Source organism: Micrococcus sp. PSi08 (assembly GCF_054960655.1).
Map to the genome: position 1 here is coordinate 44,573 of NZ_JBHNYP010000017.1, position 16,765 is coordinate 61,337.

Annotated in this window: 15 protein-coding genes; 6 read left to right on the top strand and 9 right to left on the bottom strand. The window is 74.4% G+C overall.

What is annotated here, in order from left to right; genetic code table 11:
* The first annotated feature begins 56 nt into the window (after window positions 1–56).
* Both ACFI33_RS07475 and ACFI33_RS07480 read left to right on the top strand, forming a co-directional pair.
* On the top strand, window positions 57–545 hold the full coding sequence (locus tag ACFI33_RS07475) for a YajQ family cyclic di-GMP-binding protein (protein WP_036383893.1): 489 nt from the start codon (window positions 57–59) through the stop codon (window positions 543–545).
* A gap of 40 nt (window positions 546–585) precedes the next feature.
* Window positions 586–1,089: a hypothetical protein gene (locus ACFI33_RS07480; RefSeq protein ID WP_036383920.1), complete on the top strand. Its 504-nt coding sequence runs from the start codon at window positions 586–588 to the stop codon at window positions 1,087–1,089.
* Between the two features lie 208 nt (window positions 1,090–1,297).
* Here the strand turns inward: ACFI33_RS07480 and ACFI33_RS07485 are convergent, their stop codons facing one another.
* Together ACFI33_RS07485 and ACFI33_RS07490 are read right to left on the bottom strand one after the other, a co-directional pair.
* On the bottom strand, window positions 1,298–2,593 hold the full coding sequence (locus tag ACFI33_RS07485) for an MFS transporter (RefSeq protein WP_036383922.1): 1,296 nt from the start codon (window positions 2,591–2,593) through the stop codon (window positions 1,298–1,300).
* A gap of 41 nt (window positions 2,594–2,634) precedes the next feature.
* Window positions 2,635–4,053 (bottom strand): FAD-dependent oxidoreductase, encoded by a 1,419-nt coding sequence (locus ACFI33_RS07490; protein ID WP_036383925.1) that lies wholly within the window; start codon window positions 4,051–4,053, stop codon window positions 2,635–2,637.
* Window positions 4,054–4,195: 142 nt separating this feature from the next.
* On the opposite strand from ACFI33_RS07490, the gene rarD reads away from it, so the two are divergent.
* The 3 genes from rarD to ACFI33_RS07505 are packed head-to-tail and all read left to right on the top strand — an operon-like array spanning window position 4,196 to window position 6,213.
* Window positions 4,196–5,215 (top strand): EamA family transporter RarD, encoded by a 1,020-nt coding sequence (gene rarD / locus ACFI33_RS07495; RefSeq protein ID WP_044659539.1) that lies wholly within the window; start codon window positions 4,196–4,198, stop codon window positions 5,213–5,215.
* Window positions 5,216–5,224: 9 nt separating this feature from the next.
* On the top strand, window positions 5,225–5,719 hold the full coding sequence (locus ACFI33_RS07500) for a hypothetical protein (protein ID WP_036337079.1): 495 nt from the start codon (window positions 5,225–5,227) through the stop codon (window positions 5,717–5,719).
* Complete coding sequence (locus ACFI33_RS07505; protein WP_036337071.1) at window positions 5,716–6,213, top strand: HIT family protein; 498 nt, start codon at window positions 5,716–5,718, stop codon at window positions 6,211–6,213. Before ACFI33_RS07500 ends, ACFI33_RS07505 begins: the two co-directional genes overlap by 4 nt.
* A 43-nt stretch (window positions 6,214–6,256) precedes the next feature.
* On the opposite strand, the gene ACFI33_RS07510 is transcribed toward ACFI33_RS07505, so the two are convergent.
* From ACFI33_RS07510 to ACFI33_RS07535, 6 genes are all read right to left on the bottom strand, one after another.
* Window positions 6,257–7,321, bottom strand: coding sequence for a polyprenyl synthetase family protein (locus tag ACFI33_RS07510; RefSeq protein ID WP_036337060.1), 1,065 nt, complete (start codon window positions 7,319–7,321; stop codon window positions 6,257–6,259).
* Window positions 7,318–8,718 carry a geranylgeranyl reductase family protein gene (locus tag ACFI33_RS07515; protein ID WP_095346300.1) on the bottom strand — a complete coding sequence of 467 codons (1,401 nt, stop codon included), beginning with the start codon at window positions 8,716–8,718 and terminating at the stop codon, window positions 7,318–7,320. Before ACFI33_RS07515 ends, ACFI33_RS07510 begins: the two co-directional genes overlap by 4 nt.
* Window positions 8,715–10,658 carry a 2-succinyl-5-enolpyruvyl-6-hydroxy-3-cyclohexene-1-carboxylic-acid synthase gene (gene menD, locus ACFI33_RS07520; RefSeq protein WP_095346401.1) on the bottom strand — a complete coding sequence of 648 codons (1,944 nt, stop codon included), beginning with the start codon at window positions 10,656–10,658 and terminating at the stop codon, window positions 8,715–8,717. The genes ACFI33_RS07515 and menD overlap by 4 nt, the downstream gene beginning before the upstream one ends.
* 116 nt (window positions 10,659–10,774) lie before the next feature.
* Window positions 10,775–12,904, bottom strand: coding sequence for a PhoX family protein (locus tag ACFI33_RS07525; protein ID WP_174233337.1), 2,130 nt, complete (start codon window positions 12,902–12,904; stop codon window positions 10,775–10,777).
* Between the two features lie 227 nt (window positions 12,905–13,131).
* Entirely contained in the window at window positions 13,132–14,205 is a 1,074-nt protein-coding gene (locus tag ACFI33_RS07530; protein WP_036339432.1) for an o-succinylbenzoate synthase, read from the bottom strand.
* A 79-nt stretch (window positions 14,206–14,284) separates the two neighbouring features.
* Complete coding sequence (locus ACFI33_RS07535; protein WP_036339435.1) at window positions 14,285–14,971, bottom strand: hypothetical protein; 687 nt, start codon at window positions 14,969–14,971, stop codon at window positions 14,285–14,287.
* Between the two features lie 110 nt (window positions 14,972–15,081).
* Between ACFI33_RS07535 and ACFI33_RS07540 the strand changes: the two genes are divergently transcribed.
* Window positions 15,082–15,942 carry a phosphatase PAP2 family protein gene (locus ACFI33_RS07540; RefSeq protein WP_036339439.1) on the top strand — a complete coding sequence of 287 codons (861 nt, stop codon included), beginning with the start codon at window positions 15,082–15,084 and terminating at the stop codon, window positions 15,940–15,942.
* Window positions 15,943–16,057: 115 nt separating this feature from the next.
* Here the strand turns inward: ACFI33_RS07540 and ACFI33_RS07545 are convergent.
* The coding region (locus ACFI33_RS07545) for a 2-oxo acid dehydrogenase subunit E2 (RefSeq protein ID WP_462623911.1) at window positions 16,058–16,765 on the bottom strand (708 nt) is incomplete at its 5' end.

Below are 16,765 nucleotides of genomic sequence, written 5' to 3' on the forward strand. Positions count from 1 at the left end.
GCAGTGGCCGTCGTCGACGGGCGCACCCCGTCCGCAGACCCTGAAGGAGAGCACCCGTGGCCAGCGATTCCACGTTCGACGTCGTCAGCAAGGTGGACAGCCAGGAGGTGTCCAACGCCCTGAACCAGGCGCAGAAGGAGATCGCCCAGCGCTACGACTTCAAGGGCGTCGGCGCCGAGATCGACTTCTCCGGCGAGAAGATCCTCATGAGGGCCTCCTCCGAGGAGCGCGTCAAGGCCGTCAAGGACGTGTTCGAGTCCAAGCTCGTCAAGCGCGGCATCTCCCTCAAGTCCCTCGACGCCGGCGCCCCGTTCGCTTCCGGCAAGGAGTACCGCATCGAGGCGACCATGAAGGAGGGCATCGACCAGCCCACCGCGAAGAAGATCACCAAGCTGATCCGCGATGAGGGCCCCAAGTCCGTCAAGGCCCAGATCCAGGGGGACGAGCTGCGCGTGTCCTCCAAGTCCCGCGACGACCTGCAGTCGGTCATCGCGATGCTCAAGGACTTCGAGGACGCGGACCTGCAGTTCGTGAACTTCCGCTGATCCGCACGCCGCCTCCCCTCCGATCCCACCAGGAGTCCCCATGCTGTACCTGATCGACCCTCGCGGGGCCGTGTGGTCCGCCGACACCACGATCGGCCGGGCGCGGGCCCGGGCCCGCGTGGACGGCCGCCCGGTCGACGACCTGAAGTTCGCCAAGGCCGCCATGCTCCTGACCTTCGACGACCATGTGGACCTCGCGCTGCGTCACGGCGTCGCCGCCCCGCGGGGCCTCCTCCTCGACCACGGGTTCGTGGCCCAGGTGCTCGCCCCCGCGAACCTGAAGGCCCAGCGCGCCAACCAGGACGCGATCGCCGAGCAGCTCGCGGTGGTGGAACGTCGCACGGAGGACGTCGGATCGCTGCGCTCCCACCGGCACGCGGCCGCCTACGAGGGCGCGGACCAGAGTCTGGAGCGCCGCATCAAGAAGGCGGAGGAGGCGGCCCGCGAGACGCTCCAGGCGGCCCCGGACGAGGACCTCGTCCGCCACTGGACGCGCCTGGGTGGCGCGGTCCCGGCCACGCTCCAGGCCGGCCGCGACCGCTGACTCGCCGGCCGCCGTCGTCGTGGTGGCTCCCGCGGAGGGCGGCTCAGGCCGCCGCGAGCCAGACGTTTCGGCGGTCTCGCGGCCCGATCTGCAGCAGAATCATCTGGCTCACGGGCAGAAACGTCGGGCTCGGCGCTCCCTGGTGATCCCCGGCGCTCGCTGGCTCGCAGCCTCCCGCCTCGCCACCGCCACGGAACCCCGCGCCTGCTCAGGGCGTGGGGTTCCGGGCGTCGTAGCGCAGGAAGCCGGGCTGCCACCGCATCAGCGCGCTCACGCCGAGCATGCACAGCACACCGCCGGCCAGCAGGGTCGGCCCCTCCCCCAGGACCACGGACGCACCGCCGGTGATCAGCTCGCCCAGGCGCGGCCCGCCCGCCACCACGACGACGAACACGCCCTGCAGCCGGCCGCGCAGGTGGTCCGGGGTCGCGGACTGCAGGATCGAGCCGCGGAAGACGCCGGAGAGCGAGTCCGCGGCCCCGCCCACCGCCATGCACAGCGCGGCGAGGGCGAACGCGAGCGTGAGGCGGGGATCGCCGTCGGGCAGCGACTGTGCCCACCAGACCACGCCGCCGAACGCGGCCACCGCCCCGCCCCACACGAGGATCGAGACGTACACGCCCCAGCCCTGCGCATGCAGGCGGGTGAACGGAGCGGAGAACAGCCCCGCGAGGAACGCGCCCGCCGCCATCGCGGCCAGCAGCACCCCGACGGCGGCCTCACCCCCGCCGAGCACCACGGCGCCGATGGCGGGCAGCAGGGCGCGCGGGAACGCCGTCGTCATGGCCACGATGTCCGCCAGGAAGGTCATCCGCAGGTTCGGTCGCGAGCCGAGGAAGCGCAGGCCCTCGACCACCGAGGCCAGGCCCCCGCGCGTGCCCGAGGCGGCCGCGGCCTCGGCCTGCTGCGGCGGCAGGGACGGCAGCCGCCACACGGCGTACAGGGCGGCCAGGAAGGTGACGACGTCGATCGAGTAGGTCCACGCGTAGCCGACCGCCGCCACGAGCACGCCGCCCAGCACGGGGCCGACCATGAGGGCCACGGAGAACGTCATCATGTTCAGCGCGTTCGCCGCCGGCACGAGCGGCAGGCCCACGAGCGCGGGGATGATCGCGCCGCGGGTGGGCTGGTTGATGCCGGACGCGCCGGAGTGCAGGGCCACGAGGGCGTACAGCACCGGCACCGACTCGAGCCCGGCCCAGGCCTGCGCGGCGATGCCGACCGTGGTCAGCCACATGACGGCCGAGGAGGTCAGCGCGACGCGGCGGCGGTCGTGCCGGTCCGCGATCGCGCCGCCGTACAGGCCCGCGACCACGAGCGGCACGAGCGCGGCGAGGCCGAGCAGGCCCACCGCGAACGAGGAGCCGGTCAGGGCGAACACCTCGAGGGACACCGCCACGAGCGTGAGCTGCGTGCCCACGTACGCGAGCGTGTTGCCGAGCCACAGCCGCCGGTAGGCGGGTGAGACCCGCAGCGGGGTGATGTCGAGGAGGAGGCGGGCCACCCCGGAAGCCTAGCGCCGGGGCGGCCAGGGCCCGCCCCGGATCAGGCGGTCGGGACGGAGGCCCCGTCGCGGGAGATGCGGGTCATCTCCTCCCGGTCCACGACCTTCACCCGCTCCCGCGCCACCGGCCCGGCCTCCGTCGCCTGCGCACCCAAGGACTTCTCATGCTCATCCAGAGCATGCCAACCAGCCCACGTGGTGTACGGGACCTCACGGGACTCGAGCAGCTCGATCACGGACTCCTCCGACGGCTCCTGGGCCGTCCACAGCCCCGGCTCGTCCTCGATCAGATGCTTGATCGTCTCCAGGGAGTCACCCTTGGTGTGCCCGATCAACCCCACCGGGCCCCGCTTGATCCACCCCGAGGCGTACAGGCCCGGCACGGGGGCACCGTCCGCGTCGAGCACCCGGCCTTCCGCGTTCGGGATCACCCCGCGCACCTCATCGAACTCCACCCCCTCCACGGGCGAACCGAAGTAGCCCACCGCCCGGTAGATCGCCTGCACCGGGTAGTCCACGGTCTCGTCCGTCGGGCGGACCCCACCGGAACCGTCCAGCTCCATTCGGCGCATCCGCAGGCCGTCCACCCGGCCGTCGCCGTCCTCGTCCAGGAACTCCTCGGGGGCCTGCAGGAAATGCAGGTGCAGCCGACGCGAGGCGCTCTGCTGACGGTCCTCCTGCTCCATGAGCCAGTTCGTCAACGTGCCCACCATGGTGCGGACCTGGTTGTTCTCCTCGATCGCCTTCTCCGAGGCCGCATCGAAGTCGAAGTCCTCCTCGTACAGCACGATGTCCACATCCCGGGAGTGCGCCAGCTCCCGCAGCTCCAGCGGGGTGAACTTCACCTGCGCCGGCCCGCGCCGACCGAACACGTGCACGTCCGTGACCGGGGAGGCGGCCAGGTCCCGGTACACGTTGTCCGGGATCTCGGTGGGCAGCAGGTCCTCGGCATGCTTGGACAGGATCCGGGCCACATCCAGGGCCACGTTCCCGTTGCCGATCACCGCCACCTGCGTGGCCTCCAACGGCCAGTGCCGCGGCACATCCGGGTGCCCGTCATACCAGGACGCGAAGTCGGCGCCACCGAACGAGCCGGCCAACTCCACCCCGGGAACGTCCAGGGCCGCGTCCCGCACGGCACCGGTGGAGAACACGATCGCGTCGTAATGCCGACGCAGATCCGCCAGGCTCAGGTCCGTGCCGTAGTCCACGTTCCCGAGGAAACGGATGTCCCCGCGGTCCATGACCTTGTGCAGGGCGGTGACGATGCCCTTGATGCGCGGGTGGTCCGGGGCCACCCCGTAGCGGATGAGGCCGAACGGGGCCGGGTACCGGTCGAACAGGTCGATGCTGACACGGAAGTCCCGTTCCTCCTTGGTCAGGATGTCCGCCGTGTACACCCCGGCGGGTCCGGCACCGATGATGGCGATGCGCAACGGGCGGTCAGGGCGAACGGTCACGGTGGGTGGGTCCTTTTCGACGACGGCGGGGCACGCCGGCGGAGCGCGGGGCAAGGCCCGGCACCGGCGCGCGGGATCGACCCCCCAGTCTACCGCCGTGACCGGGAGGAACCTGGGTGAGAGTGCTCACCCGGACCGTACAGTGGTCCGCGTGAGCCCCTCCTCCCCCGCTGTCCGGCCCGGCGTGACCCCCGACGGCGCCGCCCCCGACACCGGCGCCCTGCCCACCGTCTCCCCCGCCCCGGCCGATGACCCGCGTGGGCTGGCCCTCGGCTTCACCGCCTACTTCGTGTGGGGCCTGCTGCCGCTCTACATGGCGGTGCTCGCGCCCGCCGGGGCCCTGGAGATCGTGGTGGTGCGCATCGGCTTCGCCCTGATCTTCTGCCTGCTGCTGCTGACCGTGATGCGCCGCCTGCGCGAGCTGGGGACGGCGCTGGCCACGCCCGGCCGCTGGGGCACCACGGGTCTGGCCGCCGGGATCATCGCGGTGAACTGGCTGCTGTACGCGGTCTCGGTCACCACGGGCAACGTGCTCCAGGCGTCGCTGGGCTACTTCATGAACCCGCTGGTGAATGTCCTGCTCGGCGTGCTCTTCCTCGGGGAGCGGCTGCGGCGGGGCCAGTGGGTGGCCGTCGGGATCGCGGTGGCCGCCGTCGTCGTGATGTCCGCGGCGATGGGGCAGGTGCCGTGGATCGCGCTCGGGCTGGCCACCTCGTTCGGGCTCTACGGCTTCGTGAAGAAGCGCTTCCCCTCCCCCGTGCACGCGGTGACCGCGATGACCGCCGAGACCGTGGTGCTGATCCCCGTGTTCGTGGTGGGCAGCGTGCTGCTGGCGCAGGCCGGGCTGCTCACCACCGTCACCGAGGGGCCCGGCCACTTCTGGCTCATGGCCGGGCTCGGCGTGCTCACCGCCGTTCCGCTCATCCTGTTCTCGGCGGCGGCCCGCTCCCTGACGCTGACCACGCTCGGGATGCTGCAGTACACGGCGCCCATCCTGCAGTTCCTCGTGGCGGTCACGGTCCTCGGCGAGCAGATGCCCGCGGCCCGCTGGGCGGGCTTCGGGCTCATCTGGCTCTCGCTGGCGGTCTTCACCCTCGACCAGCTGAACGCCTCCCGCCTGCAGCGTCGGGCGGTCCGGGCCGGGCAGGGCGCGCACGCCTAGACTGACGACATGCCCGCCAAGCCCCCCGCCCCCGTGTACCTCCCGGCCTTCCAGCGGCTCGTCCCGGACCTGCTGGGCGACGCCTGGGCCGAGGACGACGGCCTCTCCCCGGCCGACGTCGACGCCCGACTGGCCCAGTCCCCCGCGGCGGAGCAGCTCGGTGCCGGGCTCATGATCCCGGCCGCCCTGCGCGAGTTCTACCTCGCCCTGGGCAACTGCGGCGACCTCATGGAGACGGACCACTACGTGTGGGACCCCGAAGACCTCGAGGTGCGGGACGGCTTCCTCATGTTCCTGGAGGACGCGGACGAGACGGTCGTGTGGGGCCTGCCGGTGGACAACCTGGCGTTGCCGGACCCGCTGGTGTGGCGGCGCTCCGCCGGCGCCGACGCGCCCGAGGGCGAGTGGCAGGACGAGGGCGGCACCTTCAGCGAGTTCCTGACGGACCTGCTCGCGTGGACCTTCGAAGACCCCGAGGACGACGGCGAGGGGCTGGACCGGTGACCACGCCCGCCCCGGTCTCCCACGCCCCGGACGACTACGTCTGCCCGTTCTGCGGGCTCGTGGCCGGCGACGTCTCCGACCCGGGCAACCGGTGCGAGCTCGGGGACACCGTCTACCAGGACGAGGACCTGCTCGTGCTGATCGCCGTGGACGGGTTCGGCGACCACGAGGGCCACGCCATGGTCTGCCCGGCCGAGCACTACGAGAACCTCTACGACCTGCCCCCGCGCGCGCTGCAGCGCATCGCCCTGATGGCCCAGCAGGTGGCGCTGGCCATGAAGCGCGCGTGGGCCCCGGACGGGGTCTCCACGCGCCAGCACAACGAGCCCGCCGGCAACCAGCACGTGTGGCACTACCACCTGCACGTGTTCCCCCGCTTCGAGGGGGACATGCTCTACCGGCAGCTGCGCCACCCGGTGGCCCCGGAGGTCCGCGCCCGCAAGGCGCGGGAGCTCGCGGCCGCGCTGGACCCCGCCCCGACCCGCCTGGACTGAGCGGCCGCCCCGGATCGAGGCGGCGACGCCTCCGACCGCGGCGTCAGGCCGAGCGCCCGACCACGTAGTCGGCGAACGCCTCGAGCGCCGCCTTCACGGCGGAGTCCGGCAACGGGGTGAGCGCCTGCTTCGCCTGTTCCGCCCAGTCACGGGTGATCGCCCACGCCTCGTCGATGGCGGGGTGGCCCGTGAGCGCGGCGACGGCGGCGGCCAGCTGCTCGTCCGAGTCGAGCGGCCCGTCCACGAGCGCGCGCACCCGGTGGGCGTCCTCGGCCTCCGGCCCCTCGCCCTGCGCGGCGCGGGCCAGCAGCAGCGTGGTCAGGGTGGGCACGCGCTCGCGCAGGTCCGTGCCGGGGACCTTGCCGATCCGCTCGGCGTCGCCGGTGAGGTCGATCAGGTCGTCGGCGAGCTGGAAGGCCAGGCCCACCTTCTCGCCGTAGGCGCGCATCACCTGGACGGCGGCCTCGTCGGCTCCGCCCAGCAGCGCGCCGAGCATGCCGGCCGCGGCGATCAGCGAGCCGGTCTTGCCGGAGAGCACCGCGTAGTAGTGCTCGATCGGGTCCGCACCCTCGGCCGGGCCGCGGGTCTCCCACAGCTGGCCCTGCACGAGGCGTTCGAAGGTGTCCGCCTGGATCTGCACGGGCCGCGGGCCGAGCTCGGCCATGAGCTGGGAGGCGCGGGCGAAGATCAGGTCGCCGGCCAGGATCGCCGCCGAGTTGCCCCACAGCCGGTGGGCGGCGGGGGCGCCGCGGCGCACGGGGGCCTCGTCCATCACGTCGTCGTGGTACAGCGTGGCCAGGTGCGTCAGCTCCATCACGACGGCGGCCTGGCGGGCGGGCGCGTCCACGTCGGCGACCTCGCCGGAGGCCAGGGCGGGGTCGCCCAGGAGGGAGGCGAGCACCGTCAGGACCGGACGGACCCGCTTGCCGCCGGCGGCCAGCAGGTGGTGGGCGGCGGTGTCGGAGAAGAGGTCGTCGAAGCCGAGGGCGCTGTCCAGCTGCTCCTCGACCTGCTCGAGCGCGGTCAGCACGACCTCCAGGACACGGCCGTGCTCGGCGAGGGGTTCGAAGCCGGAGGGCAGGGCGAAGCCGGGGTCTGCGGTGGTCACCGGGCAAGCCTACCCAACGGCGCGCCGCCCGCGGTCGTCAGCGCGGGGGTGAGCGCCTCGAGCACGCGGACGGCCCGGTCGACGGCGTCGCCGCCCCGCGCGTCCACCGTGTTGCCCATGACCTTCACCGCGGCCCGCAGCAGCGGGGGTGCGGCCATCCCGGCGCCCAGTGCCGCCTTCATCACGCGCGGATCGCCGATCAGGCGGGCGAACCGGGCGCCGAGGGCGAAGTGTCGGCCCCACAGGTGCTGGGTGATCACCGGGTAACGGGACAGGATCGCGTCCGCGGCGCCGTCGGTCCCGGCCGCGTGCGCCTGCACCGCCAGGTCCGCGGCCAGGCGGGCCGCCTCCATCGCGAACCCGATGCCCTCGCCGTTGAACGGGGAGACCATGCCGGCCGCGTCGCCCACCAGGAGCATGCCCGGCACGTGCTGGGGGGTGCGGTTGAACGCCATCGGCAGGGCGGCGCCGAGGATCCGCGAGGTGCGCGTCTGCTCGGCGATCCCCCAGTCCGCGGTGAGCGCCCCGGTCCAGGACTTCAGCAGCCCGCGGTAGTCCAGCTTCCCGAACTGCGGGGAGGTGTCCAGGATGCCCAGGCCCACGTTCACGGTGCCGTCCGCGAGCGGGAACAGCCAGCCGTAGCCGGGCAGCGGGTTGCCCTCGGCATCCGGCAGGCGCAGCCAGGACTCCATCCACTCCCCGCGGTCGCCGGGCGGGGCGGGGATCGCCCCGTCGACGGCGGCGCCGGCGGTGTAGTAGGCCCGCACGGCCACGCCCATGGGCCGGTCCTCGCGGCGGTGCAGGCCCGCGGAGACGGCGGCACGGGCGGAGACGCCGTCGCACGCGAGCACGATCGGCGCGGTGAAGCGGGCGGTCTCCCCGGTCTTGCGGCCGTTCGGCGCGATCAGCTCCGCGTCCAGCCCGACCACGCGTCCGGCCTCGTCCCGCACGACGCCGGTGACGGCGTGCCGCTCGCGGACCTCGGCGCCGCGGGTGCGCGCCAGGTCCGCCAGGAGGGCGTCGAAATCGCGGCGGGTGCGCGTGAGCGCGTAGTCCGGCCAGGTCTGGGTGGGCGCCCACGGCACGTCCACGCTGCGCTCGCCCGCGCGCAGCCGCAGGCCGCGGATGACGCGCCAGCCGCCGTCGTCGCCGGGCTCGCCCCGGTGGGGCACGCCGAGCAGCTGCAGCTCCCGGACCGCCTGCGGGGTCAGGCCGTCGCCGCAGACCTTCTCACGCGGGTGCGCGGTCTTCTCGAGCACCACCACGTCCAGCCCCGCCGCGGCGAGGTGGGCGGCGGCGGTGGCGCCGGCGGGGCCGCAGCCGGAGATCAGCACGTCGGCACGGCGCACGACGGCGGGGGTCGAGTCGGGCGCGGGCGACGTCGGCGTGTCGGTCACTGGGGGGCCTCCTCGGCGGCGAGCTCGGCGGTGGGCGGGGCGGGGGCCGGGCCGGCGTCCGGCGCGGGGTCCGGGACGGGGCACGCCGGCGGGAACGTGGCGCGCACCGCCGCGGCCAGGGCGGCGGCGACGCGCGGGCGGTCGGCGCGGTCGCAGCGGATCTCGAGCAGGCGCCGGCCCCGTACCGGGTCGGCGAGGGCTCGGACGAGGTCGACGCGGTCGGTGACCCGCGTGTGCGGGACGCCGTACGCGGCGGCCAGGGCGGCCAGGTCCACGCCGTGCGGGGTGCCGAAGAGCCGTTCGACGGGGTCCGCCATGCCGGGCGCCTCGGCCACGGCCCCGTGTTCGAGGCTCGCGAAGATCGCCCCGCCGTCGTCGTTGACGACCACGAGGTCGAGGTCCGGCTCGGTCTCGGTGGGGCCCACGAGCAGGCCGCCCGCCTCGTGCAGGGCGGTGAGGTCGCCGAGCAGGGCCACGGTCCGCCGTCCGCGCGCCAGTGCGACGCCCGCGGCCGTGGAGACGGTCCCGTCGATCCCGGCGAGCCCGCGGTTGGCGTACACCTCCGCGTCCGGCGCCGAGGGGGGCCGCCAGGTCAGGTCCACGTCCCGGATCACCGAGGACGAGCCCAGCACGAGCGGGCCCCGGACCATGGCGGCGCTCACGTGCGCCACCGTCTGCGGGCTGAGCCGGTCGCCGGCGTCGGTGGTGACGAGCACGTCCTCCACGGCGGCCTGGGCGCGCATCGAGGCGTGCTGCCACGCGGCGAGCCAGCCGGGCTCGCCCTGCCCGGCGAAGGCGGCGAGCTCCTCGAGGGTCTCCACGGGCGTCTCCCGGCGCCGGCCCGGCTCGAACCACGGTGCGGGCTCGGGGGCGTGCAGGGCCGTGGCGACGTCGGGGCGGGCCAGCAGGGCGTTGACCGTCCGGGTGAGCGTGGGCCGGCCGAACAGCACGACCCGTTCGATGCGGGCGGCCAGAGGGTGTGCGTCCGCGTCGCGCCCGCCGGCCGCGCCCAGCAGGAGCGGATAGGCGGCGATGGCGTTGGCGGAGAACCGCGCGTTCGAGGACGGCTCGGCCAGCAGGGGCAGGCCCAGGGACAGCGCGAAGGCGGCGGCCGCGGGGCCGGCGCCGTGACAGGCCAGCACGACGGTGCGCCGCTGGTCCAGGCGGGCGACGTCCAGCTCGGGCAGACCCGAGAGCACCGCCCCGGGTGCCCGGTAGGCCGACGCGGCGGCGGGGGCCGGACTCGCGCCGGACGGGGCGACGGCCGGAACAGGGGCGTGCGGCACCGCGGCGGCGGCGCCCATGGCGGCCGCCTCCTCAGGGCTCGGCACGAGCGGATCGCGGAAGTGCAGGTTCAAATGGACGGGTCCGGCCGGGGCCTCTGCCATCGTCACCGGACCGGGCCCGCCGTCGTCGGGACCGGTCTCGGCGACGACCCCCTCGGCCGCCAGCAGGGCCCGGCGCACGGTGGCCCGCACGTGGCGCAGATGCTGCTCGGCGTCCACGCCGTCGGCCCCCTCGCAGCCGAGGGAGGCGGCATGGCGGACGTGCGTGCCGAACACATCCCTCTGGCCCGTGGTCTGGTTTGCGCCGGTGCCGTGCAGCTCGGGCGGACGATCCGCGGTCAGCGCGATCACGCGCGTGCCGGCGTGGAAGGACTCCATCAGGGCGGGCAGCAGGTTCCCGACGGCGGTGCCCGACGTGGTCAGCACGCCCACCGGGCGCCCCGAGGCCAGCGAGAGCCCGTGGGCGAGGAAGCCGGCCGAGCGCTCGTCCACCCGCACGTGCAGGCGGACCTCGCCGGCGCGCTCGAGGGCCGCGAGCGCGTAGGCCAGCGGGGCGGAGCGGGAGCCGGGGCAGACCACCGCGTCCCGCATGCCGGCGTCGATCAGGGCGGTGGCGACGGCGCGCGCCACGGAGAGGGAGTCGACGGAGGTCATGGTGGCCACCAGTCTAGGCCCGGGCGCGGACGGGCCCCGGACGCGGCGAGGCCGCCACGGTGACGCGGTGGCGCCGGCCGTGACGGCCTCGTCGAGGGTCCTCGCGGAGGCGGGGGTCAGCCCTTCGGGCCCTTGCCGTTGCCCTTGCCGTTGTTGCCCTTGCCCTTGTTGCCCTTCTCCTTGCCGGCGCCCTTGCCGATGCCGTTGTTCCCGGTGGCGTTGAACACCTGGACGACGCTCGGACGCGGGGCCGCGACCTTGTCGCCCACCTGGACCGGGCCGGTCGGGCTCAGGAAGTCCGGGAAGTAGGAGGTGTGCGCGCCCCAGGTGCCGTCCTCGCCCGGGTGCTGGACGTTGACGAACACGGAGTTGTCGCGGTCGTGGATCACGGGGCCGCAGGTCTCGGCGTCGCGGGGGACAGCGAGGAACTGCTGGACGCGGCCGCGCTCGGCGCCGTCGAGGGTGACCTTGTGCAGCGCGTCGGCGTAGCCGATGGTGCCGGGCTGGCCGTCGGTGGAGATCCAGAGGTTGCCCTCGGAGTCGAACGCCAGGTTGTCCGGGCAGGAGATCGGGGAGACCTTCTCCTTCGGGTAGCCGGCGAAGTAGGCCGAGGAGGAGACCGCCGGGTCGCCGGCGAGCAGCAGGATGACCCAGGTGAAGGTGGTGGAGGTGTGATCCCCGCCCCGCTCGGTGATCTCGATGACGTGGCCGTCGCGGTTGCCGATGACCGGGTTGGCCTCGTCCACGGCGGTGCGCTTGGTGTTGTTGGTCAGGGCCGCGTAGACCTTGCCGGTGACCGGGTTGGTCTCGACGTCCTCCGGACGGTCCATCTTGGTGGCGCCCATCTTGTCTGCCGCGAGGCGGGTGTAGACGAGGACCTCGGCCAGGGACATGCCCGGGACGAAGGACGTCTTCTCGTCGGCCAGGGCGATCCACTCGCCGGAGCCGTCGAAGGCCCCGTCCGAGGGCAGGGTGCCCCTGCCGTCGATCTGGGCGGCCGGGGAGTCGCCGGAGAACTTGGCCACGTAGAGGGTGCCCTTGTCCATCAGGCGCATGTTGTGCTTCTTGTCGCCCTCGCGGACCTTCTCGGCCGAGACGAACTTGTACAGGTAGTCGTGGCGCTCGTCGTCGCCGGAGTAGACCACGGCGTGGCCGGACGGGGAGATCACGGCGGTGCCGGCCTCGTGCTTGAAGCGGCCCAGGAGGGTGTGCTTCACGGGCGTGGAGGTGGGGTCCTCGGGGTCGATCTCGACGACCCAGCCGAAGCGGTTGGCCTCGTTCTCGTAGCCGGGCTTGGTCAGGTCGAAGCGGTCGTGGACCTTCTCCCAGCCACGGCGGGTGGCGGAGGCGGAGATGCCGTAGCGCTTCTCCTCGGCGGTGCCGCGACCCTTGAAGTACTGGTTGAAGTTCTCCTCGCCGGAGAGCACGGTGCCCCACGGGGTGGTGCCGCCGGCGCAGTTGTTCAGGGTGCCCAGCACGCGGGTGCCGGTCGGGTCCTCGACGGTCTTGAGCAGCGCGTGGCCGGCGGCCGGGCCGCGGACCTCGAACTCGGTGGTGCCGGTGATGCGGCGGTTGCGGCGGCCGCCGCGGACGTACTCCCACTGGGCGCCGCGCTTGGCGCGCTTGAGGTCCACGATGGACAGGCCGTGGGCCTGGAGGCCGACGTTGACGACGTCCTCGAAGTTCGAGGCGACGTACTCCGGGGAGAACATGATGTTCTCGTTGGTGTACTCGTGGTTGGAGACGAGGTAGCCGGAGCGGTCGTTGCCGCCGTCGGTGATGATGTTCAGGTAGTCGTTGTTGTAGCCGAACTGGGCGGCCTGCGACGCACCGGTCTGGTGCTCGATGTCGAACTCCGGGGAGTCGGCGAACAGCGGGTCGCCCCAGCGGATCACGGTGCCCCAGTCGTAGCCCTCCGGCACGGTCATGGTGTCCACGGTGCGGGTCACCGGGGCGATGGGCTCGAAGGGGAGCTTGCCGCCGCCGGTCGGGCGCCGGCCGTTGTCCGCGAGCGCCTCGGGGGCCTGGGCCACCTGGGAGCCGATGACGACGGCGGCGGCGAGACCGGTGCCGCCGACCAGGGCGGAGCGGCGCGAGATGGCGGTCTCCGCGATCTGCTGGAAGGTCGGGTTCGCCGAGGTGTTGGGCACCGGGTGGGCGCACGCGTTGCCGCACTTGAGCTCGCACGTGACGGCGGAGCGGTTGCCACGGGTGTGGCCGGCCATGGGGAGGAGGCGCTTCAGCATGACGGGGTCCTTCGCGTCGTGGGGATGGTCCGGGATCCGGTGCCGGGCCGGAGACGACCCCGGGGTGAGACCGACCGGGGCCGCCATCACCCTGGCCCCTCGCTCCGAGCGGGGAGCCACGCCCAGGTGGCCGCGAGTTGAACTCTTCCCGGCCGCCGGATTTCGTCCCGTCGGCGTGCTGTAATCCGTCTCACATGCCCCGCGCCGACGGGGACCGGGCGGGCCCGTCAGCCCTGCGCGGCCAGCACCGCGTGGGCCGCTCGCACGCGGTCGGCCCACCACGCCTGCCGCGCCCCGTCCGCCCGGACGCGGTCGAGCAGGCCCGGGTCGGGGGCGGGTGCCCGCTCCCCCGGTGCCGGGAGGGCCCCCGCGCGGGGGCCCCAGGCCGGGGCGACGACGTCGTGCTCGAAGAGGGCCGCGGTGCCGAGCCCGCATGCGTGCGGCAGGGACGGCAGGCAGGCGGCGAGCGCGGCGCCGCCGGCAATGCCCACGGAGGTGTCCAGCGCTGAGGAGACCACCGCGGGCAGCCCCGCGGCCGCCACGATCGCCGCGGCCCGGCGCACGCCCCCGAGCGGCTGGACCTTCACCACGATCAGGTCCGCGGCCCCGGCGGCCGCGACGGCGAGGGGGTCCTCGGCCTTGCGGACCGCCTCGTCCGCGGCGATCGGGGTGGGGACGCCCCGGGCGCGCAGCTCCGCGCGGACCTCCGCGAGGTCGGTGATGCCGGGCACGGGCTGCTCCGCGTACTCGAGGCCCACGTCGGCCAGCGCGGTGAGCACGTCCACGGCCTCGGTGGGCGTCCAGCCGGCGTTGGCGTCGACGCGGACCTGCGCGTGGGGCAGCAGCGCGCGCACCCGCCGCACGCGGGCCAGGTCGGCCTCGCGGCTGCCGGGGACGAGCTCGCCCTCGGGGCCGTGCTCCGCCACCTTGACCTTGACCGCGGTGATGCCGTCGCCGTAGCGGGCCAGGACGGCCTCGACGTCGTCCGCGGCCACCGCGGGCACGGTGGCGTTGACGGGGACCGTCTCGCGGACCGGGGCGGGCCAGTCCTGCCAGCCGGCCTCGATCGCGGCGGCCAGCCACGCGGCGCACTCGTGCGGACCGTACTCCGGGAACGGGGAGAACTCGGCCCAGCCCGCCGGGCCGCGCAGCAGCAGGGCGTGGCGCAGGTCCGTGCCGCGGAACCGCACGCGCATCGGCAGGGCGACCGCGACGGCGTCGGCCAGCAGCTCCTCGATGCTCGGCAGGGCGGGACCGCCCGGCGCGCCGGGCAGCGGGGGCAGGGCGGGGGCGGTGCTCATGCGGCCAGTGTAGGAAGGGCGCTCGGCTCCCGTTCCGACGGGCGCCGGCGGGGTGGGGCTCCCGCGGCGGCGCCGACGCTCAGACGGCGCGGAGGTAGCCGAGGGCTCGGGCCAGGTCCACGGCGCGGTCGTGGGCGCCGAGCACCTCCTCCAGGCCGGCGACGACGGCGGTCGTCACCTCCTCGGTGAGATGCCAGTCGACGGTGAACGGGTCGTCGAAGCGCGCCCACGCCGTGCCCACGGCCGCGAGCGCGCGGGTCATCTCCGTGAGGTCCCGGAAGACCGGTCGCGGCTCGTCCAGGCGGTCCTCCCAGCCCTCGTCTCCCGGGGCCATGAGCACCTGACCGGTGGAGGCCGCGTGGATGAACGGGTCGGCGCCCTGCTTGGCCACCACCGTCCAGTCCTCGTTCCAGTCCACCAGCAGGGCACCGGTGCGGTGGTTCCACCGGTAGCCGGCCTGCTCGTCCCAGAGGCGGTCCAGCGGGAAGAACATCACGGGCAGGCCGAGGGTGTCGATCTCCAGCCACTCCGGCCCCACGTAGCGGTAGAAGTCGGCCAGGTCCGGGGCGAGGGGCTCCTCGGCGGCCCACTCGATGGGCTCCTGCCGGCTCAGCCGGCCGAACGGGGCCAGGGCGTCCCGGGCGGCCAGCAGGTCCTCGGCCGAGAGACGGGGCCGGGCGCCCGGTTCGACGCCCGGGCCGGGCGCCGAGCCGGTGGAGTCGCGGAGGGCCGGGCGATGTCCGTGGGCGGGGGGCACGCGGGTCATGGCCCCAGGCTAGGCAGGCGGCTCAGGGGCGCGGAGGACGGGACGGCGACGGAGGCGTGACCGTCCGATGAAGCCTGCATGACGGCTGCGCGTCCGACACAATGGAACCCATGCCCCCCACCACCCGCGCCCCGCGCCGCCTCCCCTCGTGGACGTGGTGGCTGGCGCTGGCCGCGTGCGTGGCCGGCGTCGTGCTGGTCTACGCCGCCCTGGTGTGGTCCTCCGCCGGCCAGGTGCTCGAGTACCAGGTGTTCCGCGCCGTCGAGGAGCGCTACGGGGACACCGTGCCGGACGTGGCCTCCCAGGTGGTGCGGATCCTGCCGCTCGGGCTGGCGGTCGGCATGGCGCTGGCCTCGCTCGGCGCGCTCGCCGTGGCCCGGTGGCGGCGGCGGGGGCTGCTCGCCCTCCTCGTGCTGGCCGGGTCCAACCTCACCACGCAGCTGCTCAAGGCGGCGCTTCCGCGGCCCGAGCACGCCGACGGGGTCCCGTGGTCCGGCGGCAACTCACTGCCCTCGGGCCACATGACGCTCGCGACGGGCGCCGCGGTGGCCGCGCTGCTGCTCGTGCCCGCCCGGTGGCGACCTCTCACCACCGTCCTCGGCGCCGTGGTGAGCTCCTGCACCGGCGCCGTCGCCTACACGGAGGCCTGGCACCGGCCGTCGGACATGGCCGCCGCGGCGCTCGTGTCCGCCGCCTGGGGCCTGCTCGCCGTGCCGTTCGCCCGGTACGACGGCGCACCGCGGCCCGCACCGCGCGGCGCCCGCGGCGTGGAGGCCACGCTCTGGTCCCTGGGCGTCGCGGGCCTGGCGGCCGGGCTGACGCTGCTGGCCCTCACCCTCGACACCCCCGCGACCAGCGGCGCCGGCCCCCACCCGGCGGCCGAGCCGGCCGGGATCCTGCTCAGCGCCTCCCCCGCGGTCCTGCTGTGGGGCGCGCTCGGCACGGCCTTCCGCCGCGGCCGCGCGGACTGACCCCTCCCCGCACGCCCACCAGACGACGAGCCCTGCGATGTGGCGGCCATCCGCGAGGAATGGCCGCCACATCGCAGGGCTCGTCAGGGGCTGAGGCGGGCCGGGATCGTCCGGATCAGATCCGGGCGAGGGCCGCCGTCGGATCGTGGAGGCAGTCCGCCACGAACGTGAGGAACGCGCTCGCGGTGGCGCCGTCGGTGACGCGGTGGTCGAAGGTCACGGTCATCTCGGTGACCTTGCGGACCACGATCTCCCCGTCCACGACCCACGGGCGGTCGATGATCCGGCCGATGCCGAGCATCCCGACCTCGGGCACGTTGATGATCGGCGTGGCGCCGTCCGTGCCCAGCGGGCCGTAGTTGTTCAGCGTGAACGTGCCGCGGGTGAGCTCGGCCGGGGCGGCCCGGCCCGCGCGGGCGCGGCTGACGGTGTCGTTGATGGCGGCGGTGAGCTCGTCCGCGGACAGCTTCTCAGCGTGCTCGACCGACGGCACCATGAGGCCGCGGTCGGTCTGCACGGCCAGGCCGAGGTGGACGCCGTCGACCTCCACGATCTCGTCCCTGCCGTCCGCCCCCGCCTCGATGCGCGCGTTCATCACCGGGTACCGGCGCAGGCCGGCCAGGGTGAAGCGGGCGATCAGGCCGAGCAGCGAGGGCGCGTTCTCCGGGTCCTTCGCCTTGAGCGCGGCCCGCAGCTCGAGCAGGGCGGTGACGTCGACGTCCAGCCACGCCGTGACCTCCGGGACCTCGCGGCGCGAGCGGGAGAGCTGGTCCGCGATCACCTTGCGCACCCCCGTGATCGGGGTGCGGGCGACGACGGCCAG